Genomic DNA, 18,267 nt, shown 5'->3' with positions numbered 1-18,267 from the left:
GTGACTACCGAGCCTTTTGATAACGGATGTAGAACAGCGTCAGGCCAAGCGAGATCAGCAGGATGACCACAGCGCTCGCCGACGCCTGAGACAGGTTGTAGCTCGAAAACGCCAGCTTATAGGTGTAGGTGCTGAGGACCTCGGTCGAGTAGATCGGACCACCGCCCGTCGTTATCCAGATCAATGGGAAGACCTGCATGGTCCAGATGAAGTCGAGCAGCGAGATGCTGATGATGATCGGCATCAACTGCGGGATGGTGATGAAGATCAGCTTCTGGTAGGCCTTGGCGCCGTCGATATCGGCGGCCTCGTAGAAATCCTTGGGAATGCCCTGCAGCCCTGCGAGCAGGCTGACCATGAAAAGCGGGTACCCCGCCCAGATATTGGCGAAGGTGACGGCGTGCAGCGCGGTCTCGGGCGAGGAAAACCACTCGACCTTGGAACCGATGATGCCCATCTGCATGAGAATGCTGTTCACGACCCCGTTCGGCTCGAGCAGGAGGCGCCAGATCACGGCGATAATGACCGCAGTGAACAGCCAAGGCAGTATGTAGAGCACGCGCAGAATATTGCGCAGCGTCGGATTAATGCGGTCGCTGTTCAGCATGAGTGCGAAGACCATGCCGATGGTCATGTGGAAAACGACACTCATGCAAGTGAAGTAGAGCGTGTGCCACAGCGAAGCCCAAAACACGGGATCGGCAAAGATCGCCTGGTAGTGTTTCAGTCCGGCAAAGGATGGGTCACGGCGCAGCACCGCGCTGTTCTGGAACGAATAGGCAATCACCGTCACCATCGGCAGCAGCATCAGAAGACCGATTATGAGGAGCGAGGGCGACAGATAGAGATAGGGTGCGACCGCTCGTTTCAGTCTGTGATGGGAGCGCTTCTGCGGGGTCATGTGCCAACCTTGAAATACGCCTTCAAGAGAAGGTGAGCTTCGGAATACGGGTCCACCGATTCGTTGTGGCCGGGCGGCCTGCCCGAAGTCAGGCCACCCGGTCGAGAAAGTGAACGGGGAACAGGCCGATCAGAATTTCGCCATCCAGCCCTTTTGAGCGTTGGCTGCGGCTTGTTCCGGAGACTGCTCGCCGGCAAGCATCTTCTGGGCTTCCACGTCGAACTGGGTCATCAGGTCTTCCGCCACCGGCAGACCCGTGAACTCGTTGGCGAGATAACCGGTCTTGAAGATTTCGAAAGCCTTTGCGAATGCCTTGTCGGACGTCACGAAATCGGGCTTGGCGTTGACGTTGCCCGGGAAGGCGTTTGCAAGCGACACGAGCTTGGCGTTCACCTTTTCACTCATCAGAAATTGGACGAGCTTCCAGGCCTCCTCCTGGTGCTTCGAGCCGGCAGAGATACCGATGCCCCAGGAGGCGTAGGGAAGGCCGCGCTTGCCGTTGTAGTTCTCCACGACCGGGACCGGGATGAGATCGAAGTTCAGCTTGGGATTGCGTTTGCGGATGAGGTTCACATGCGCGAGCGAGTCGATCATCATCCCGACCCGGTCGTTGACGAATTCCTCGACCTTCTCCTGTTCCGTCTTGGTGGCGATGCCGGGCGAGATGGTGCCGGCGTCGTTGAGCGATTTCACGAAGCTGAGCATATCCACCACCGGTTTGCCCTCGAGGTCGGGCTTGCCATTCGCCATCATCGACTGGCCCGAAGCCCAAACCCACGACATCATGTCGTTCTGAACGCCGGACGGTGTTTGCAGCGACAGGGGCAGCACCCAGCCATACTGGTTCTTGTCGGCATGGGTCATCTTCTTGGCGGCTTCGAGAAACTCCGCGCGGGTCGACGGCAGCTTGCTCACACCTGCCTTGGCGGCGAGGTCCATATTGACGAAGACCGGATAGACGAACGAAGCCACGGGAAACATCACCGCTTTGCCGTCCACCTTGATGATGTCCGCGACCTGGCTCTTGTCGAAGCCGCTCGCATCCATCATCCGGTTCATGTCGGCCAGCGCATTTTGTGCGTTCAGATTGTTCACCCAAGCGCCATCGAGACCGACAACGTCGCTAAGCGTTCCGGTCGCAGCACCGACCGAGATCTGGTCTCGCGTGGTCGCATAGGGGCCGCTGACCAGCGTCACCTTGATCCCGGGGTTTGCAGCCTCGAACTCGTCCATGATTTTGCGCAAGGAGCCTGCGGGCAGCTCTGGCTCCCACCACTGCGTGAATTCCAGCGTCGTGTCCGCCATGGCGCCGGTTGCGCCGAGCAGCCATGCGGCCGCGGCCATTTTCAGCATCGCGGGTCGTATCCGAAACGTCATTTTTCTCCTCCTTCTTAAGATCGACCGCACAATGCGGACGATCGTCTGCTTCATTCAGAAGTCTTCTTACGAGTACTTTCGCAGGCGCATCGCTCCTGCCTGCGGGCTCTGCGACAAATCTTCAGATCGCCAGATGCGTTTCGGGATCGAAGAAATGGAGCTTGGCGTCGTCTACGGCCAAGCGGATCTCCGAGCCGGGCAGGACTGTGCTGACCGGTTCGAATTTCGCCACCGCGTTCGAGGTCATGCCGAAATCCTGCACCGCGTCCGGATCGCCGGAGTCCACCCGCACCGCGTCGATGCTGAGATGAACGATGTGTTCGGACCCGAGTTCTTCGATCGAGGTCACCTTTGCCGGGATCGTCTGATACTTGCGGCCGGATTCGAGACTGCTGTCATAGAGATCCTCCGGTCGGATCCCGAACACGACCTTGCGCCCCGCATACGTCCTCAAGGACGGCCTGCGCACGAAGGCTGCGTCCTGCAGCCGGATGGCGAAGGTGCCGGACATCAGTTCGTCGCCCGTCAGCGTCGCCTCGAACAGGTTCATCGAAGGAGAACCGATGAAGCCGGCAACGAAGGCGTTCACCGGCGATTCATAGAGTCTCTTGGGAGTGTCGACCTGCTGCAGCACGCCGCCCTTCAACACCGCGACCCTGTCCCCCATCGTCATCGCCTCGGTTTGGTCGTGGGTCACGTATATGGTCGTGACGCCGAGCTGCTTTTGCAGGCTGGTGATTTCGGCGCGCATTTGAACACGCAGCTTCGCGTCCAGATTGGAAAGGGGTTCGTCCATGAGGAAGGCGGCCGGCTCGCGCACCATGGCGCGGCCCATGGCAACCCGTTGACGCTGTCCGCCTGAAAGGTTCGCGGGTTTGCTGTCGAGCAGAGATGTCAGCTGAAGGGTTTTGGCAATCTCGTCCACCCGCTTCTTGCGCTCGGCCTTCGGCTTGCCTGCCAGCCGCATCGAAAAGGCGATGTTTTCGAACACCGTCATATGCGGGTAGAGCGCGTAGCTCTGGAAGACCATCGCGATGTCGCGGTCCTTGGGCGGCATGTCGACGACGTCGACTCCGCCGATCCGAAGGCTGCCGCTTGTCACGTCCTCCAATCCCGCGATCATTCGCAGCGCGGTGGATTTGCCGCAGCCGGACGGCTTGACGAGAATCAAGAACTCGCCATCCTCGACCGACAGGTTCAATTGGTCGATTGCGTGAAAGTTGTTCCCATAGGTCTTGCAGATATTCTCAAGAATGACTTCTGCCATCTTCCTCCCTCCACAAGGCTAAGCCGCTCGTTATTATGATTATTATCGGCCTATGTTCGCCTGCGAATGTTCCTCGGATAGTTTCAACTATGTTCCGGTATCGAGCTGCGATTTCAGTTCGACTGCCGACGGGGCGTTCGTCGATGCCAAGAGTTCCGTGACCTGGCCCTCGGTCGGCAGCGCCTCGCGCCCGCCACGCCCCGTTATCGACAGGGCCGCGGCCGCGGCCGCGAATGCGACCCGGCCTGCGGTCTCGGCTCCGCGCGTCAATGCATGGGCATAGGCACCGTGAAAGCAGTCACCGGCGCCAGTCGAGTCAACGGCGGCAACCCGGTGCGGAGGCAGGTGCCAGAGCCCTGCCTCGTCGCGTCCGCGATAATAGACGCCCCTGCCGCCGTCAGTCAGAACCACGGTGGACCGCGACGGCATCCACAATGCGTCGAGCATCTCGGCGGGCGATCGGCCGCCCGTGGCAGTCCGCGCGAAGCCGAGGGGAAGAATAAGATGGTCGCAGAGCCCGATCAGCCTCTCGGTGGCTGGGCCGCTGCTCCATTCGATATCGCCGAGGATTGCAAGGCCGAGATCGCGAGCCCGAGCCACGACATCCATCGACCGGATCGCGTAACTATCGACGATCAGGACGGCCGCGCGGCTGAGGACCTCGTCCGGAAAGTCTGGCGCGGTGCCCAGCATCGCTTCGTCGTCATACGCGATGAACCTCTCCCCATCCGAGCCGACGGTGATCCGCGAGCGCACCGGGCGTGCGTGCGGGTGGCGCGGCGCGAATGCGGTTTCAACTCCGCTCGCAACGAGATCGCACAGCACGGCGTCGTCAGCGGCACTGGCCAGCCATCCGACGAACCCGGCGGTTCCGCCGAGCCGCGCGACGGCGGCAAGGGCCGTCGCGACATTTCCGCCGAAAGTTCGGGCAGTTTGCAGAACCTTCCCCTTGCCCGCCGACAACGGCTGATCGACATAGACGATGTCGTCGATCGCAATAGCGCCGAAGCCGAGGATTGAAGGGACGGTGGGCATCGTTCAGGCACCCGCCTTCGCCAGGGCGTCTTCTGCCGAAAGGCCGTCATGGATGACGCTCCGAAAGGCAAGTGCCGCCTTCTGCGGATCGCCGTGCCCCCAGAGATTGCGACCGACCACGGCACCGCGCGCGCCGGCACGTATGGCGTCCGCCGTCTGCTGAAGGGCGCCGAGCAGCGTCTCGGTTTTCGGACCACCCGCGATCACAACCGGCACCGGGCAGGTCCGGACGGTCTCTCGGAACGACTCGAAATCGCCCGTGTAGCCTATCTTGATCACGTCGACGCCGGACTCGTAGCCGATGCGCGCCGCATAGGCGATCTCGTCGGGGGTGAAGACGATTTTTGCTCCGTCGGTGAAATCGCGCGGGTAGATATGCGCCACCACCGGCATGCCGTAGCGTGCCGCCGCATTCACCGAGTCGGTCAGCCAGCGTATGTACTTACCCTCGGTCGCGCCGCGCACCGGAATGGCCACGGCCAACGCATCGGCCCCGGCGCGCACCGCATCCTCCGGCGTTGCAATCAGCTCGCTGATGCGATCGTCTGGGGTGAAGCAGCCCGCCTGGATCACCAGAGACGCTTTGCCCGCATATTGCGGCCACAGATGGCGCGCGGTGCCGGGCTGGATGCTGACGTAGTCGGGTTTGCCCATCATGACGCGCGCGAGCGCACCGGGCAGATCGGCAAGCCCGCCTTTGCGCACGTCGCCATAGCCGACAAAGTGGTCGACCGCGCCGCCAAAAAGCTTCCCGGACGGATGCGAGAAGAGGCGCGCAAGGCGCACCTTGGTTCCTAGGCTCATGAGTGCAAAATTCCTCAATCGTTTTGAGCTGGCGGCCTCCGATGTCGAGCCAGCATTTTCACATGCTCTATAAAAATTTTACGCGCGTCAAGATTTAAAATGCGCTATAGCGAGTCACGAACACGGTCCGCCGCCGTTGCAGCGGGTTGTCTGCGGCGGTGCCGCACCGGGAGGTCGGAAGGAAAATGCAAGCAAAGTCAGGAGCGAAGCTCGGTATCGGCGTTATCGGTTGCGGCAACATATCGATGACCTATTTGCGCAACGCAGCACTTTTCGCCGGCGTGGAACTGCGCGCCTGCGCCGATATTTCCGCCGACATGGCCGCGCTACGGGCCAGGGAATACGGTATCCGCGCGCTGCCGGTCGATGCGCTGCTGGCCGATCCCGAGGTCGATCTCGTCCTCAACCTCACCGTTCCGTCGGCGCATTTCGACATCACCCATTCGGCGCTTTCCGCGGGCAAGCACGTCTTCACGGAAAAGCCTCTGGCGACCTCGGCCGGCGAGGGCCGCCGGCTGGTCGCGGAGGCGGCGAAGCGCGATCTGCTGCTGGGTTCGGCTCCAGACACCTTCCTCGGCGCAGCCGGGCGGCGTGCCCGCCGCCTAATGGACGAGGGCGCGATCGGCCGCGCCGTGACCGGCACCGCCTTCATGATGGGGCGCGGCATGGAGCATTGGCATCCCAATCCGCAATTCTACTATCAGCCGGGCGGCGGTCCGGTGTTCGACATGGGGCCATACTACCTGACGATGCTGGTCAACCTGCTCGGCCCGGTCGCCCGCGTCATGGCGATGACGACGCGCGGTCAGGACGAGCGCCTGATCACCGCCGAAGGCCCTTACAAAAACACCAGCTTCAGGGTCGGCACGCCGACCAACATCCTGTCGCTGCTCGAATTCCACTACGGCGCCACCGTCACCTTCGGCGCCTCTTGGGACGTCTTCAAGCATTCCAACCATCCGATCGAGCTACACGGGACGGAAGGCTCGCTCAGGCTACCCGATCCCGACACGTTTGGCGGCACGGTCTCATTGTCGGCGCACGGCGCCGACTGGAGGGATTTCGAGAGCGAAGGCGAGTTCTACGGCGCGCGCAACTGGCCCTATGCCGGACCGGACCGCGCCAACTATCGCATGCTCGGCGTCGCCGACCTGGCGAGGTCGCTGTCGGAAGGGCGCAGACCCCGCGCGTCCGGCGAACTGGCGCTGCACGTGCTCGAGGTCATGGAAGCGATCCTCGCCTCCGGCGAAAGCCGGAACTCCGTCGCCGTCGTCGGCTCGGTCGACCAGCCGCCGCTGCTCGGCGAAGACGAGGCGGCGAGCCTGCTTGCCTGAGGCGCCGTGATCGCCCAGCGGGAGTTCGGTATCCCTAGGCCGACTGGCGCATCACCAGCGTCGCGTCGAGACTGACCTTCGGCGCGACGGGCGCGCCGTCCTCGTCGAGCAGGGTAAGCAGCGTCTCGACGCTGCTTCCGGCCATCGCCGCGAAATCCTGCGCCATGGTGGTGAGCGCCGGGCAGGTGTAGCGGCTGAGCGGATGATCGTCATGCGCAGCCACCCGCAGGTCGCAATCCGCCTTGCGACCCACCTTCAGCCCTTTCGAGAAGGCGGCCGCCATCACGCCGAAGGCGAGACGATCGTTGGCGCACAATATGGTCTTGCCCGGCAGGCCGCCATTGCCGAGCAGCTTTTCCGTCTGTTCGTAGCCGATCCGTTCGAATTCCCATGTGTAGTCGTCGGTATTGCCGAAGACGAGCGGCTCCTCCCCGAGCCGCTTCATGGCATCGACATAACTCTCCACCCGCTCGCGCGAATTATGATTGACATGCGGAATATCGAAATAGATCGGGGCGTCGCCCGAGCGGCAGAGATAGTCGACGATGGTCGACATGCTCTGCACATTGTTGTTGCCGACGAAAGGCGTGCCGCCTTCGAGATAGGTGTCGAAATAGACAATCGGGATCGCCTGCGTCAGCTTCTCGATCGCCCGCTGGTCCGAGCGCCGGCCGAGTGGTGCTATCAGCGCGCCGGAGACCTTCAACGACAGGATCGTCCGCGTCGCCTCGGCTTCCAGTTCGCTCGATCCATGCGAGGAAATGACGATCGGCCAGTAGCCTTCGTCGCGCAGCCTGAGTTCGATGCGGCTGACCATCTCGGAATAGAACGGGTCGGTCACCGTCGGCACGACGATGCCGATGCTGCGGGTGCGCTTGCGGTTGAGGTTTCGCGCGAACAGATTGGGCTGATAGTCGGACGAGCGCAGCGCATCCTCGATGCGTTTTCGCGTCGCCGGCTTGACGCTGGTCGGATCGTCGAAGAATTTCGACAAGGTCGGCCTGGAGACGCCGCAGGAACGGGCGAACTCCTCCATCGTCTTGTGAGTCATCGGCATCCAAACCCTCGCGGCATGGAACCTCGCTCCCATGGGCTGCTCCGGCGCTCATACGGCGCATCGGCGTGCGCCTGCAAGTTGAAACTTTACAGGAAGCTCCGCAAGTTTCAACGCGTCCGGAGAAATTATTCCATGCGTAAATTTATTAATTGACGTGAAAAAGAGGGGGCCGTATTCCAAGCCCTAAAGCCATGCATGGCGAATGCTGGGAGGACGTGATGAAGAAGCTGGTCTCAGCCGGCGAGATCCTCGTTGAGATCATGGCGGAATCAATCGGCCAGAGCTTCCTCGAGCCCGGTCCGCTCGCCGGCCCCTTTCCGTCCGGCGCCCCGGCGATCTTCATCGGCCAAGCGGCGGCGCTCGGCCAGCCTGCGGGTCTCATCGGCGCCGTCGGCGGGGACGATTTCGGCCAGTTGAACATCGACCGGCTCAGCGCGCTCGGCGCCGACGTTTCGGCAATCGCCGTCCGTGAAGGCCATGCAACCGGCACCGCCTTCGTCGCCTACCGGACCGATGCATCCAGGCATTTTGTTTTCAATATCCGGAACAGCGCCGCCGGCCTTTTGGAAATGGACGATGCCGCGAAGCGGCTCTTGGCCGGAGCCGATCATGTCCATGTCATGGGCTCTTCGCTTTTTTCCGATCGCGCCACCGACGTCGCACTCGCCGCGATCGCGGCCGTGAAGGCCAAGAGCGGCACGGTGTCCTTCGATCCGAACATCCGTCGCGAGATCATGCAGGCGTCCGGCACGCGTCAGGCGCTCGATCATGTGCTCGCGCAGACAGATGTCTTCCTGCCGAGCGGCAACGAACTGTTCCTTTTCTCGTCCGCCAGCGACGAACAGGCCGCGGTCCGCGAATTGCTGGGGCGAGGCATCTCCTGCATCGTGCTGAAGAAAGGCGCCGATGGCGCCACTTATCACGACCGCAAGGGCACGCTCGCCATGCCCGGCTTTGTGGTCGAGGAAGTCGATCCGACCGGCGCCGGCGATTGCTTCGGCGCCGCCTTCGTTTCCTTCTGGCTGCGCGGTGCCTCGCCCGCCGATGCACTGCGCATCGCCAATGCCTGCGGCGCGCTCGCCGTTACCCGCAAGGGGCCGATGGAAGGCATTCACCGGCTCGCCGACGTCGAGGCCTTCATCGCAAAAGCGACCGCACGCGCATGACCGGCGCCACGACAAGATTCGCTGGCATCGCCGCTCGCCGCGCGGCAGGCGCGAAGGGCGGCATCGCCTCGATCTGTTCGGCGCACCCGCTGGTGATCGAAGCGACGCTCCGCCACGGCGCGAGGAATGGCGCCGATGTGCTGATCGAGGCGACCTGCAACCAGGTCAATCACGAGGGCGGCTATACCGGCATGACCCCGGCCGCCTTTCGAGCCTTCGTCGAGACGCAAGCAGGCAGGACCGGCTTTCCGTTCGACCGGCTGATCCTCGGCGGCGATCACCTCGGCCCGAATCCGTGGAAGCATCTGCCCGCGGCGGAAGCGATGAACAAGGCGGCGGCGATGATCGACGCCTATGCCTCCGCCGGCTTCACCAAGCTGCATCTCGACACCAGCATGGCTTGTGCCGACGATTCCGTGGCACTCGCCGACGAGACGATTGCCGCGCGCGCGGCGGAGCTTGCGGCGGTTGCCGAGGCGGCGGTCGCCCGCTCGGGCGGTGAAAAACCCGTCTACATCATCGGCACCGAAGTGCCGGTTCCGGGCGGCGCGCTGGAAGCGCTCGACCATATGCATGTGACCGAGCCGGCCGATGCGCTCCGCACGGTCGAGCTCCATCGCCAGGCCTTCTCCCGTCTCGGCCTCGATGCCGCTTTTGCCCGGGCCGTCGGTGTCGTCGTTCAGCCCGGCGTCGAATTCGGCAATGCCGACATCATCGCCTATGCGCCCGAGAGGCCGACGAAGCTGGTCGCTGCCCTGGAAAGCCAGCCGCAATTCGTCTTCGAGGCGCATTCGACCGACTATCAGCCCGCGGAAGCTTTGGCCGCGCTCGTGCGCGACGGCTTCGCCATCCTCAAGGTCGGCCCCTGGCTCACCTTCGCGTTGCGCGAGGCGCTCTATGGCCTGAGCCACATCGCCGACGCGCTCGCGCCCGATCCCTCGCGCGAAAGCCTGACGGCCGCGATGGAACGCATCATGCTGGCCTCGCCCGGCATTTGGCAGAAATATTATCCGGGAACGCCTGATGAGCAGCGCCTGCAGCGGCATTTCTCCTTCAGCGACCGCATCCGCTACTACTGGCCATTGCCCGACGCACAGCATGCGACCGAAGCGCTGCTGGCGGCACTCGGCAAGCGTGAAATTCCACGCCCCCTGATTAGCCAGTATCTCGGCCATCTCGATGCCGAGGTCGGCGCCGGTCGGATCACGCCGACCGCGCATGAGCTTCAGATTGCCAGCGTCACGCGCGTCCTCGATATCTATCGCAGCGCCACGACCCCGTAAGCCGGTGGATTAGTAGACAGGCGTCGCCATATGTTTGGGTGCCGGCCATTCGGCCGTGATCTCTGGCTGGACCGGCCGTTCGAGATAGGTTGAAAGCACCACATAGCTGCGCGTCGAGACCACGCCCGGCGTCTCGTAGATACGCGACAGCAGGCCTTCCAGCGCCCTTGTATCCTCGGTGCGTACCTTGAGCAGCATGCAGGTGTCGCCGGCGACCGAATGGATCTCTTCCACTTCCGGGCATTCCGAGATCGCCATCAATTCCGGCGTCTTGCCCCAGCCCCTGGTATCGATGTGCACGAAGGCGAGCAGCGGCTTCTTCACCGCCTTCGGATCGATGATCGCCGAGGTGGCGCGGATGGCGCCGCTGCGCCTGAGCCGCTTCACCCGCTCATGCGCCGCCGGTGGCGACAGGCCGACGCGATCGCCGAGCTCGGCATAACTGATGGTCGCATCATCGACCAGAACGCCTAATATTTTTCGGTCGATCGGGTCGACCTCACGGGTTGGCTGCTTGTTCCGCTGAACGTCATCTGTTTCTGAGTCCATTTGGAAATTCTCCATTGATGCTGAATTCAATTCGGCCATTATGGAGATATGTCGAACAGTGATCAATCAGCGATTCTGGCTGCGGCGTCCCGTGCACCGATCCCGGCCGCAGCCTACCTGCTCACCGGCTGCATCGCCGTCATCGGCTCCAACTCACTGGTTCTCGGGCCGATAGCGCCCGCCGTCGCGGCATCCTTCGCGGCAAGCGTGCCGGCGGTGATGACGGCCGCCGCTGCCTTCGGCCTCGGCACCTCGGCCAGCGCGCTTTTTCTTGCCCGCTATATCGACCGGATCGGCGCCCGCCGCATGCTGCAGGGCGCATTGCTGTTGCTTGCGCTGGCGCTGGTGGGCAGCGCGCTCGCGCCGACGGTGGCGGCGCTGGTCGCGGCCCAGCTCGTTGCCGGCATCGCTGCTGGCGTCGCCATGCCGGCGATCTACGCCAGCTCCGCAGCGATCGCGCCGCCCGGCCGCGAGAGCGGAACGATCGGCGTCGTGCTGACCGGCTGGACGCTGTCCATGGTCGCCGGAGTGTCGCTGTCGGCGGTGCTTGCCGATCTGATCCATTGGCGGGCCGTCTTCGCCGCTGTCGCGCTTCTCGCCGGAGCCGCCGTCGCCGGCCTGTCGGTCAGCTCGCTGCGCGACACCAGGAAAAGCGGTCCGGCACCGTCGCCGCTCGGCGCGCTGGCTGTGCCCGGAATCCTGCCGCTGCTGATCGCCTGCGGCGCCTTCATGACCGCCTTCTATGGCGTCTACGGCTATCTCGGCGATCATCTCCATGAAGGTCTCGGCGAGCCGGTCAGCGCCAACGGGCTGGCGGCGATCGCTTACGGGCTCGGCTTCGGCGCGGCGGCGCTGCTTGACGGCGTCATCGACCGTCTCGGCGCCCGCCGTGTCATGCCCTTCGCCTATCTGCTGGTCGCCGCCGTCTATGTGGCGATCGCCTCGGCCAGCGGCACCTTCGGCCTGCTGATGGCGACGATCGCCGTCTGGGGCCTTGCCAACCATTTCGGGCTGAACGTTCTGGTGATGCGGCTCACCGCGCTCGACGCCGCGCGGCGCGGCACGATCATGGGCCTGAACAGCGCAGTCACCTATTTCGCCGTAACCGTCGGCACCGCCGGTTTCGGCCCGCTCTACACCGCCCTCGGCTTCGCCAACTGCGCCCTGGTCGCCGCCTTGCTGATGCTGGTGGCGGCATCGGCCGCAGCGTGGCGCTCTGCCCGGCAATAGGCTTGCGTGTCGCTTCGCTCCTTGGCTAAGGCTGGCTTCCGAACCGCACCGGAGCCACCGTGAAGATGACGCTCGAGATCACCGCCGAGCCCTTGCCGCAGGATCTCGCCCGTGTCGGCGAGGGCTTGACCGCCTTCAACGATAGCGATGTCGGCGCCTCGGGCCGGAAGACGCTCGCCGTCTTCGTTCGCGACGACGCCGGCGCGATCGTCGCCGGCGTTTCCGGTTACACCGCCTGGGGCTGGCTCTATGTGCAATGGCTCTGGGTCGACGAAACCTGGCGTGGCCGGCACATCGCCGCGAGCATGCTGGACGCAGCCGAACGGGAAGCGCTGGCGCGCGGCTGCCAGGCCGCGTGGATCGACACTTTCAATCCGACCGCGGCCAAGGTCTATCAGCGCCAGGGCTACCAGCCGTTCGGCACGCTCGCCGATTTTCCGGTCGGCCGCAGCCGCATCTTCCTGCAAAAGAAGTTGTCTTAACCCGCGAGCTTTCCGCCGCGCATCGGCCGCGGTACCCCGGTGGTGCTCGGAAAGCTGATCGGCAGGCCGCGCAGCACGCGCACCGCGAGGAACGCGAAGCATTCCGCTTCGACCGCGTCGCCCTTCCAGCCGAGCGTCTCGGCTTGCACCACTTCGACGCCGGCGCGCTGGCCGAGCATCGCCATCATGGTCGGGTTGCGGCGGCCGCCGCCGCTGACCGCCAGTCGTCTTGGCCGGCGCGGCAACAGATCGAGCGCCTTGCCGACCGCCGAGACGGTGAAAGCCGTCAGCGTCGCCGCGCCGTCCTCCGCGCCGAGCCCGTCGGCCATGGCCGCGGTGAAGTCGAAGCGATCAAGCGATTTTGGGTAAGGCTTCGTCAGATACGGATGCTGCAGCAGCCGCTCTAGCCTTGCCTCGTCGACCTTACCGGCGGCAGCCAGTCTGCCGTCGCGATCCATCTCGCCGAGGCCCTTCGCCTTGATGAAATCGTTGACCGGCGCATTGGCCGGCCCGGTGTCGAAGGCGACGATGTTGTCTTTGCCGTCCCACCAGGTGATGTTGCCGACGCCGCCCAGATTGAGCACCGCGGTGTCGCCGCTGGCGTCGGCCTCTTTGAGCAGCGCCGCATGGTACGCGGCAGCGAGCGGCGCGCCTTGTCCGCCGGCCGCCACATCGGCCGTGCGGAAGTCATAGGCGATTTTGGTGCCAAGCAGGGCGGCCATCAGCTCGCCGTCGCCGAGCTGGCGCGTGCGGCCGATTCGTCGCGGCTGCGGGGCGCGATGCAGCACCGTCTGGCCGTGGAAGCCGACGACGCCGATATCGGCCATCGTCATGCCCTGGCTTTCGACCAAATCCCTGACCGCCGCCGACTGCGCGCGCGTCAGCGCCTCCTCCGCCTCGCGAAAAATCGCCGGCTCCGGCCCCTCGAAATTCCAGACGCGTGCTTGGCGCAGCGTTTCTTCGAGCAGGGCGCGGATCGATTGCGGGTAGGGGGCCAGTGTGTATGTACCGGCGTCGGCGATGCGCTCGCCGTCGGTCTTAATCAGCGCCACGTCGATATTGCCGTCAAGCACCGTACCGGTCATCAGGCCGACGGCCCAGATTGGTTCCATGGTCGTTCCTCGAATCGCCGCTGGACCACGTGTCGGACGGATCGGCGCGACAGGCAAGTCTTTCGGATGCGCCGGGACCTCTCACCGGGCACCGCCTTTGTGTCGCACTGCCAAAACGGAGCAACCTAGTCCTTGCCTCTTGCCGCCGAAGGAGCGAGCTTGTGCGACTATCGACCTCAACTGAACAACGCGTACTCGCAGGAGGAACGACATGGCCGCCAATGTCGCAGTGATCGCCGGCGCTGGAGCTGGCCTCAGCGCTTCGCTGGCGCGGCTCCTCGGCAAGCAAGGTTTTCGCGTCGTGCTGGCCGCCCGCAATGTCGACAAACTCTCCGCGCTGGTTCAGGAGACGGGTGCGCAGGCGGTGGAGACGGACGTGTCGGATGCCGCCTCCGTCGCGCGGTTGTTCGAGGCGGCCGACAAGGCCGGCTCCCTCGAAATTGCCGTCTTCAACGCCAGCGGCCGCACGCGCGGCCCGATCGCCGAGCTCGATCCGGAGGCGGTCAAGCAGGCCCTGCTCGTCGGCGCCTATGGCGGCTTCCTCGTCGGCCAGCAGGCGGCGCGCCGGCTTGTTGCGCGCGGCTCCGGCTCGATCCTGTTCACCGGCGCCACTGCGAGTCTCAAGGGCTTCTCCGGCTCGGCCGGCTTCGCCATGCCGAAATTCGGGCTGCGCGGGCTGGCGCAGTCGATGGCGCGCGAGCTAGGTCCGAAGAACATCCATGTCGCGCATTTCATCATCGACGGCCAGATCGAGCCGCCCGGGCAGGCGGCCGAGCCAGACCGGCCGGATCGCCGCCTCTCGCCGGACGCGATCGCCGAGACCTATCTCGCAGTCCACCGCCAGCATCGCAGCGCCTGGAGCTTCGAGGTCGAGATGAGGCCCTGGGTCGAGACGTTCTGACGATCCATTCCACGAACCGTGCAATAACGCGCCGCGATGCGAGACCGGCGTCATGGTTGCGGCGGTGGTGGTGCTGATCGTGCTGGTCTGCGGCATCCAGTGATGTGACCGGCTGGTCGCGTGGCTGGATCATCGCGGATAGGCGAAACGCGAGAAGCGGAAGTCGAATGAACGCAATTTGCCGCGAAAACCCGGGAATTGAGCGGCGGCTTGCTCCATTTGCAACGAGATTGGTTGGCGCGTTTCTTCACCTGCAATGACGCGCATGTCATCGTGCGGCGGGGTTGCTCGAGCAATTCCAGGAAAAGTGCGCATCGGTTTTCCGTCCGGACTTGCGAAAAACAGAGAGTTGCCGCCAAGAGGAAGCTGTCCATGGCCAGAATAATCCCGGTGCTCGATCTCGACCGACTGGAGCAGGGCGAGTCGGAACTGCGGACCTTCTTGTTTGATCTGCGCACCGCCGCTCGCGATGTCGGCTTCTTCTATCTCAGCGGCCACCGCATAACGCAGCCGGACATCGACGCGGTGCTCGATGCCGCGCGGCGCTTCTTTGCCTTGTCGGAGGCCGACAAGCTCGCCATCGAGATGGTGAAGTCGCCGCAATTTCGCGGCTACACGCGTACCGGCGGCGAGCTGACCAGGGGCAAGGCCGACTGGCGCGAGCAGCTCGACATCGGCGTCGAGCGCGCGACCATTTCGCAAGGGCCGAGCGTGCCGGCCTGGACCCGGCTGCAAGGTCCGAACCAGTGGCCGGCTGCGTTGCCCGAACTGAAGCCGGCGCTGCTTGCCTGGCAGACCAAGGCGACGGAGGTAGCCATCCGGCTGCTCAAGGCCTTCGCGCTATCACTCGATCAGCCGGAGGACGCCTTCGACCCGATCTATGGCAGCGAGCCCAACCACCGCATGAAGATCGTGCGCTACCCAGGCCGCGACGCCACCGGTGACGACCAGGGCGTCGGCGCGCATAAGGATGGCGGTTTCCTCACCCTTCTGCTGCAGGACGAGAACAAGGGGCTGCAGGTCGAATATGATGGCAGCTGGGTGAATGTGGATCCGATTCCGCAAACGCTCGTGGTCAACATCGGCGAACTGCTCGAACTCGCTTCGAACGGGTATCTGAGAGCAACCGTGCACCGCGTCGTCACACCGCCGCCAGGCGTCGAGCGGATTTCGGTGCCGTTCTTCTTCAGCGCCCGGCTCGACGCGACCATTCCGCTGCTCGACCTTCCGCAGGAACTGGCGGCTGAGGCGCGCGGGCCGGCCAGCGATCCCGACAATCCGCTCTTCCGCGACGTCGGAACCAATGTGCTGAAGAGCCGTCTGAGGTCGCATCCCGACGTGGCCCGTCAGCACTATGCCGATCTTCTGGAAAAGGCAGCGGCGGCTGGCTGAGCTTTGCCGCTGCCCGCGCGATATTTTTTCGCGTTTCGGTCAGTTTTTGGAATTCAGTTCGTGGAAAATATACCGCAACCGCCCCAAATAGAGGTCATCGCTCGGTGTTTTCCTCCCATTGCGCCGGGCGATGTTCCCCTCTGAAGGTTATGACCTTCATTTCTTGGCCGGGCCGCTTTCGCGCCCGGCCTTTTTCTTTGGGGCAGCGCGCAGCTTGCAAATTCGCGGAGCGAGGATTGCCGGTCAGGCGAAAGCGATGCGGATCGCACCAAGGGGCCCGAAATCCGAGACGGTCCGATCGCCATGCCGGCATTCGACCGGCCGGATGAAGGAGCCCGACAGCACCACCTGTCCGGCCTCGATTTGCATGCCGTATTGGTGAAGCCGGTTGGCGAGCCACACAATGCCCTTGGCCGGATGATCGAGCACGCCGGCGCCGAGCCCCGTCTCCTCCACCTCGCCGTTGCGCGACACGATGGCGCCGATCCAGCGCAGGTCTGCCTCGCGCGGGCTGGGGTGGCCGCGCTCCTCCAGCGCGCGCAGATAGATCGCGTCGCTGGTCTCGTCGCTCACCTGCAGGCCGAGCGTGTGACATAGAACGCGCGCGATGACCCCTTGAAGATCGCCTCGCCGGTCCGCTTCTTCTCCTCCGCGCTGCGGCCCCTGCCGATGCGGAAATTCATGTCGATGAAGCCGTTCTCGGGGAGCCGGTCCGCGATCGCATAGGCATCTGCACGGAAGGCGCGCACCCGCACGGCGCCGGGCTCGAACAGGCCGGTCTCGAGGATGATGCGTGAAACGGGCGCGCAAAGCTCGCTCATCTCGACCTCGCGTCGAGATTCGCCGAATATTCGATCGCCATGTGGGGCAAGGGCTTGGCGACCGAATGTCAAGCGCTCGTTCCCATGTCGACGGGGTCGTCGGGGACGGGATTGCCGCTCTCGGAGAAATCGCGGATATAGCTGCGATCCGAGCGTTAATTTCTGTTGCGAGTCGTACTGGACTGGAACTTTTCGGAGAGTTGACTCTGCTGCCGCCCAGCACCCGCCGTTCCCTGCCCATGGCTCTGCTTCGCGCTCGTGAAGTGATCATGGCGCATTTTCGTCCGATGCTTGCTCGCCACGACATCACCGAGCAGCAATGGCGCGTGCTGCGCGTGCTTGCCGAGACCGGTCCGCTGGAAGCGACCGAGCTCGCCAACCGCGCCTCGATCCTGCCGCCCAGCCTCACCCGCATCATCAAAGCACTGGACGAGCGCGAATTCATCACCCGCAACAAGGTCAAGGATGACGGCCGCCGCGCACTGCTCGCCATCAGCCCGGCCGGCGTGGCGCTGATCGAGGAGCTGGCGCCCGAGCGCACCGCCATCCACGACGCCATCGAGAAGCGTTACGGCGCCGAGCAGCACGAACGCCTGCTGGACATGCTGGAAAGCCTGATCGAGTCGGAGTCAGCGCCAGACTGACCCGACTAGCCACCGAAACTCCCCAGCGCGCTGGGCTGCATGTAGTTGCGCCCGACATAGGGTCTTGCTTCTGCCGTGTGGACCTCGAAGCTCTCGACCGCGCATCGCATGGTGCACGCCATCAATGCCGGCGTCGTCCAGGTCAACACCTATGGCGGCGCCGACATCACGGTACCGCTCGGCGGCTTCAAGCAGTCCCGCTTCGGCAAAGACAAGTCGCTGCACGCGATCGAGAAGTACACCGACCTCAAGACGGCGTGAATAGCGCTCGGATAAGCTCCCCTCGAGGGGAGGGTGGCCGGACTTTTGGAGATGCTCGCCCAAGCCGGCACGGCCGGTGTCGGCGCCTGGTTGCGCCAAGGTATACCCGATGCGACTGTGCTGGGTCGCCGTTATCGACGCTTACGCGAGGCCAATCTGATGCTCCTGGCTGTCCATCATGTCGCAATCATCTCCAGTGACTATGAGACCTCCAAGCAGTTCTACACGAACAAGCTCGGTTTCGTCGTTCTGGCCGAAAACTGGCGCCCCGAAAGGCAGTCTTGGAAGTGCGATTTGCGTCACGGTCCCATCCAGATCGAACTGTTCAGTTTCCCTGATCCGCCAAGCCGGCCCAGCAGGCCCGAGGCCTGTGGATTAAGGCATATTGCATTCTCGGTCGCCTCGGTCGAGGCAACAGCCGAGCTGCTTCGGTCGCGAGACGTCGAGGTGGAGCCCATCCGAACAGATCCATACACGGGACGATTGTTTACCTTCATCGCCGATCCCGATGGACTGCCGATCGAATTTTACCAGGACGCTGTTTGACGGTGAGGAATTCGGCCGCGAAATCCGCCGGTTGCGGAACGCGAAGCGACTGGTGGAGGAGGCAGATGATGACATCAGGCTTGGAGAAGCTGGGGCACGACGCCA

At 63.9% G+C, this 18,267-nt stretch carries 18 protein-coding genes and 4 pseudogenes; 11 read left to right on the top strand and 11 right to left on the bottom strand.

Annotated features, from left to right (window positions below; genetic code table 11):
- Positions 1-4: 4 nt before the first annotated feature.
- From CK224_RS11365 to CK224_RS11345, 5 genes are all read right to left on the bottom strand, one after another.
- On the bottom strand, positions 5-901 hold the full coding sequence (locus CK224_RS11365; protein WP_095776286.1) for a sugar ABC transporter permease: 897 nt from the start codon (positions 899-901) through the stop codon (positions 5-7).
- 129 nt (positions 902-1,030) lie between these two features.
- Entirely contained in the window at positions 1,031-2,278 is a 1,248-nt protein-coding gene (locus tag CK224_RS11360) for a sugar ABC transporter substrate-binding protein (RefSeq protein ID WP_095781815.1), read from the bottom strand.
- 121 nt (positions 2,279-2,399) lie between these two features.
- Entirely contained in the window at positions 2,400-3,545 is a 1,146-nt protein-coding gene (locus CK224_RS11355; RefSeq protein ID WP_095781814.1) for an ABC transporter ATP-binding protein, read from the bottom strand.
- Positions 3,546-3,632: 87 nt separating this feature from the next.
- Positions 3,633-4,580: a PfkB family carbohydrate kinase gene (locus CK224_RS11350; protein WP_095781813.1), complete on the bottom strand. Its 948-nt coding sequence runs from the start codon at positions 4,578-4,580 to the stop codon at positions 3,633-3,635.
- Between the two features lie 3 nt (positions 4,581-4,583).
- Complete coding sequence (locus tag CK224_RS11345) at positions 4,584-5,384, bottom strand: class I fructose-bisphosphate aldolase (RefSeq protein ID WP_066989013.1); 801 nt, start codon at positions 5,382-5,384, stop codon at positions 4,584-4,586.
- Between the two features lie 185 nt (positions 5,385-5,569).
- Between CK224_RS11345 and CK224_RS11340 the strand changes: the two genes are divergently transcribed.
- Positions 5,570-6,718: a Gfo/Idh/MocA family oxidoreductase gene (locus CK224_RS11340; protein ID WP_095781812.1), complete on the top strand. Its 1,149-nt coding sequence runs from the start codon at positions 5,570-5,572 to the stop codon at positions 6,716-6,718.
- A 34-nt stretch (positions 6,719-6,752) separates the two neighbouring features.
- On the opposite strand, the gene CK224_RS11335 is transcribed toward CK224_RS11340, so the two are convergent.
- The gene (locus CK224_RS11335; RefSeq protein ID WP_095781978.1) at positions 6,753-7,775 is read right to left on the bottom strand and encodes a LacI family DNA-binding transcriptional regulator; all 1,023 of its coding nucleotides are present in this window, start codon (positions 7,773-7,775) and stop codon (positions 6,753-6,755) included.
- A gap of 218 nt (positions 7,776-7,993) precedes the next feature.
- On the opposite strand from CK224_RS11335, the gene CK224_RS11330 reads away from it, so the two are divergent.
- Together CK224_RS11330 and CK224_RS11325 are read left to right on the top strand one after the other, a co-directional pair.
- A complete protein-coding gene (locus CK224_RS11330) occupies positions 7,994-8,941 on the top strand; it encodes a sugar kinase (RefSeq protein WP_095776665.1) in 948 nt (315 codons plus the stop codon).
- Positions 8,938-10,224 carry a D-tagatose-bisphosphate aldolase, class II, non-catalytic subunit gene (locus CK224_RS11325; protein WP_095781811.1) on the top strand — a complete coding sequence of 429 codons (1,287 nt, stop codon included), beginning with the start codon at positions 8,938-8,940 and terminating at the stop codon, positions 10,222-10,224. The genes CK224_RS11330 and CK224_RS11325 overlap by 4 nt, the downstream gene beginning before the upstream one ends.
- A 9-nt stretch (positions 10,225-10,233) precedes the next feature.
- Here the strand turns inward: CK224_RS11325 and CK224_RS11320 are convergent, their stop codons facing one another.
- Positions 10,234-10,773 carry an Lrp/AsnC family transcriptional regulator gene (locus tag CK224_RS11320; RefSeq protein ID WP_095776664.1) on the bottom strand — a complete coding sequence of 180 codons (540 nt, stop codon included), beginning with the start codon at positions 10,771-10,773 and terminating at the stop codon, positions 10,234-10,236.
- A gap of 48 nt (positions 10,774-10,821) precedes the next feature.
- On the opposite strand from CK224_RS11320, the gene CK224_RS11315 reads away from it, so the two are divergent.
- Positions 10,822-12,003 (top strand): MFS transporter, encoded by a 1,182-nt coding sequence (locus tag CK224_RS11315; RefSeq protein WP_095776280.1) that lies wholly within the window; start codon positions 10,822-10,824, stop codon positions 12,001-12,003.
- Positions 12,004-12,062: 59 nt separating this feature from the next.
- A complete protein-coding gene (locus CK224_RS11310) occupies positions 12,063-12,485 on the top strand; it encodes a GNAT family N-acetyltransferase (RefSeq protein ID WP_095781810.1) in 423 nt (140 codons plus the stop codon).
- Here CK224_RS11310 and CK224_RS11305 read toward each other — a convergent pair.
- Positions 12,482-13,597, bottom strand: a complete 1,116-nt coding sequence (locus tag CK224_RS11305) for an anhydro-N-acetylmuramic acid kinase (protein ID WP_095781809.1) — start codon at positions 13,595-13,597, stop codon at positions 12,482-12,484. The two genes, CK224_RS11310 and CK224_RS11305, sit on opposite strands and share 4 nt — an antisense overlap.
- Positions 13,598-13,808: 211 nt before the next feature.
- Here CK224_RS11305 and CK224_RS11300 point away from each other — a divergent pair, with 211 nt between their 5' ends.
- Positions 13,809-14,498 carry an SDR family NAD(P)-dependent oxidoreductase gene (locus tag CK224_RS11300; RefSeq protein WP_095781808.1) on the top strand — a complete coding sequence of 230 codons (690 nt, stop codon included), beginning with the start codon at positions 13,809-13,811 and terminating at the stop codon, positions 14,496-14,498.
- Positions 14,499-14,532: 34 nt separating this feature from the next.
- A pseudogene (locus CK224_RS32490) lies at positions 14,533-14,601 on the top strand (ABC transporter permease); the annotation flags it as partial.
- Between the two features lie 26 nt (positions 14,602-14,627).
- Here CK224_RS32490 and CK224_RS30750 read toward each other — a convergent pair.
- Positions 14,628-14,813, bottom strand: coding sequence for a hypothetical protein (locus CK224_RS30750; protein ID WP_141245810.1), 186 nt, complete (start codon positions 14,811-14,813; stop codon positions 14,628-14,630).
- 57 nt (positions 14,814-14,870) lie between these two features.
- Here CK224_RS30750 and CK224_RS11295 point away from each other — a divergent pair, with 57 nt between their 5' ends.
- Positions 14,871-15,890 (top strand): isopenicillin N synthase family oxygenase, encoded by a 1,020-nt coding sequence (locus CK224_RS11295; protein ID WP_095781807.1) that lies wholly within the window; start codon positions 14,871-14,873, stop codon positions 15,888-15,890.
- 243 nt (positions 15,891-16,133) lie between these two features.
- Here the strand turns inward: CK224_RS11295 and CK224_RS11290 are convergent.
- Together CK224_RS11290 and CK224_RS11285 are read right to left on the bottom strand one after the other, a co-directional pair.
- A pseudogene (locus CK224_RS11290) lies at positions 16,134-16,400 on the bottom strand (2-oxo-hepta-3-ene-1,7-dioic acid hydratase); the annotation flags it as partial.
- Between the two features lie 107 nt (positions 16,401-16,507).
- Positions 16,508-16,761 (bottom strand): annotated as a pseudogene (locus tag CK224_RS11285) (5-carboxymethyl-2-hydroxymuconate isomerase); the annotation flags it as partial.
- 189 nt (positions 16,762-16,950) lie between these two features.
- Here CK224_RS11285 and hpaR point away from each other — a divergent pair.
- From hpaR to CK224_RS11270, 3 genes and pseudogenes are all read left to right on the top strand, one after another.
- Positions 16,951-17,355 carry a homoprotocatechuate degradation operon regulator HpaR gene (hpaR, locus tag CK224_RS11280; RefSeq protein WP_245322302.1) on the top strand — a complete coding sequence of 135 codons (405 nt, stop codon included), beginning with the start codon at positions 16,951-16,953 and terminating at the stop codon, positions 17,353-17,355.
- 60 nt (positions 17,356-17,415) lie between these two features.
- A pseudogene (locus tag CK224_RS11275) lies at positions 17,416-17,616 on the top strand (aldehyde dehydrogenase family protein); the annotation flags it as partial.
- 33 nt (positions 17,617-17,649) lie between these two features.
- Complete coding sequence (locus tag CK224_RS11270; RefSeq protein ID WP_245322301.1) at positions 17,650-18,162, top strand: VOC family protein; 513 nt, start codon at positions 17,650-17,652, stop codon at positions 18,160-18,162.
- The last annotated feature ends 105 nt before the right edge of the window (positions 18,163-18,267 follow it).

Origin of the sequence: Mesorhizobium sp. WSM3862 (assembly GCF_002294985.1) — a bacterium.
Taxonomy (GTDB): Bacteria; Pseudomonadota; Alphaproteobacteria; order Rhizobiales; family Rhizobiaceae; genus Mesorhizobium.
This window is presented reverse-complemented; position numbering and strand designations above follow the sequence as displayed.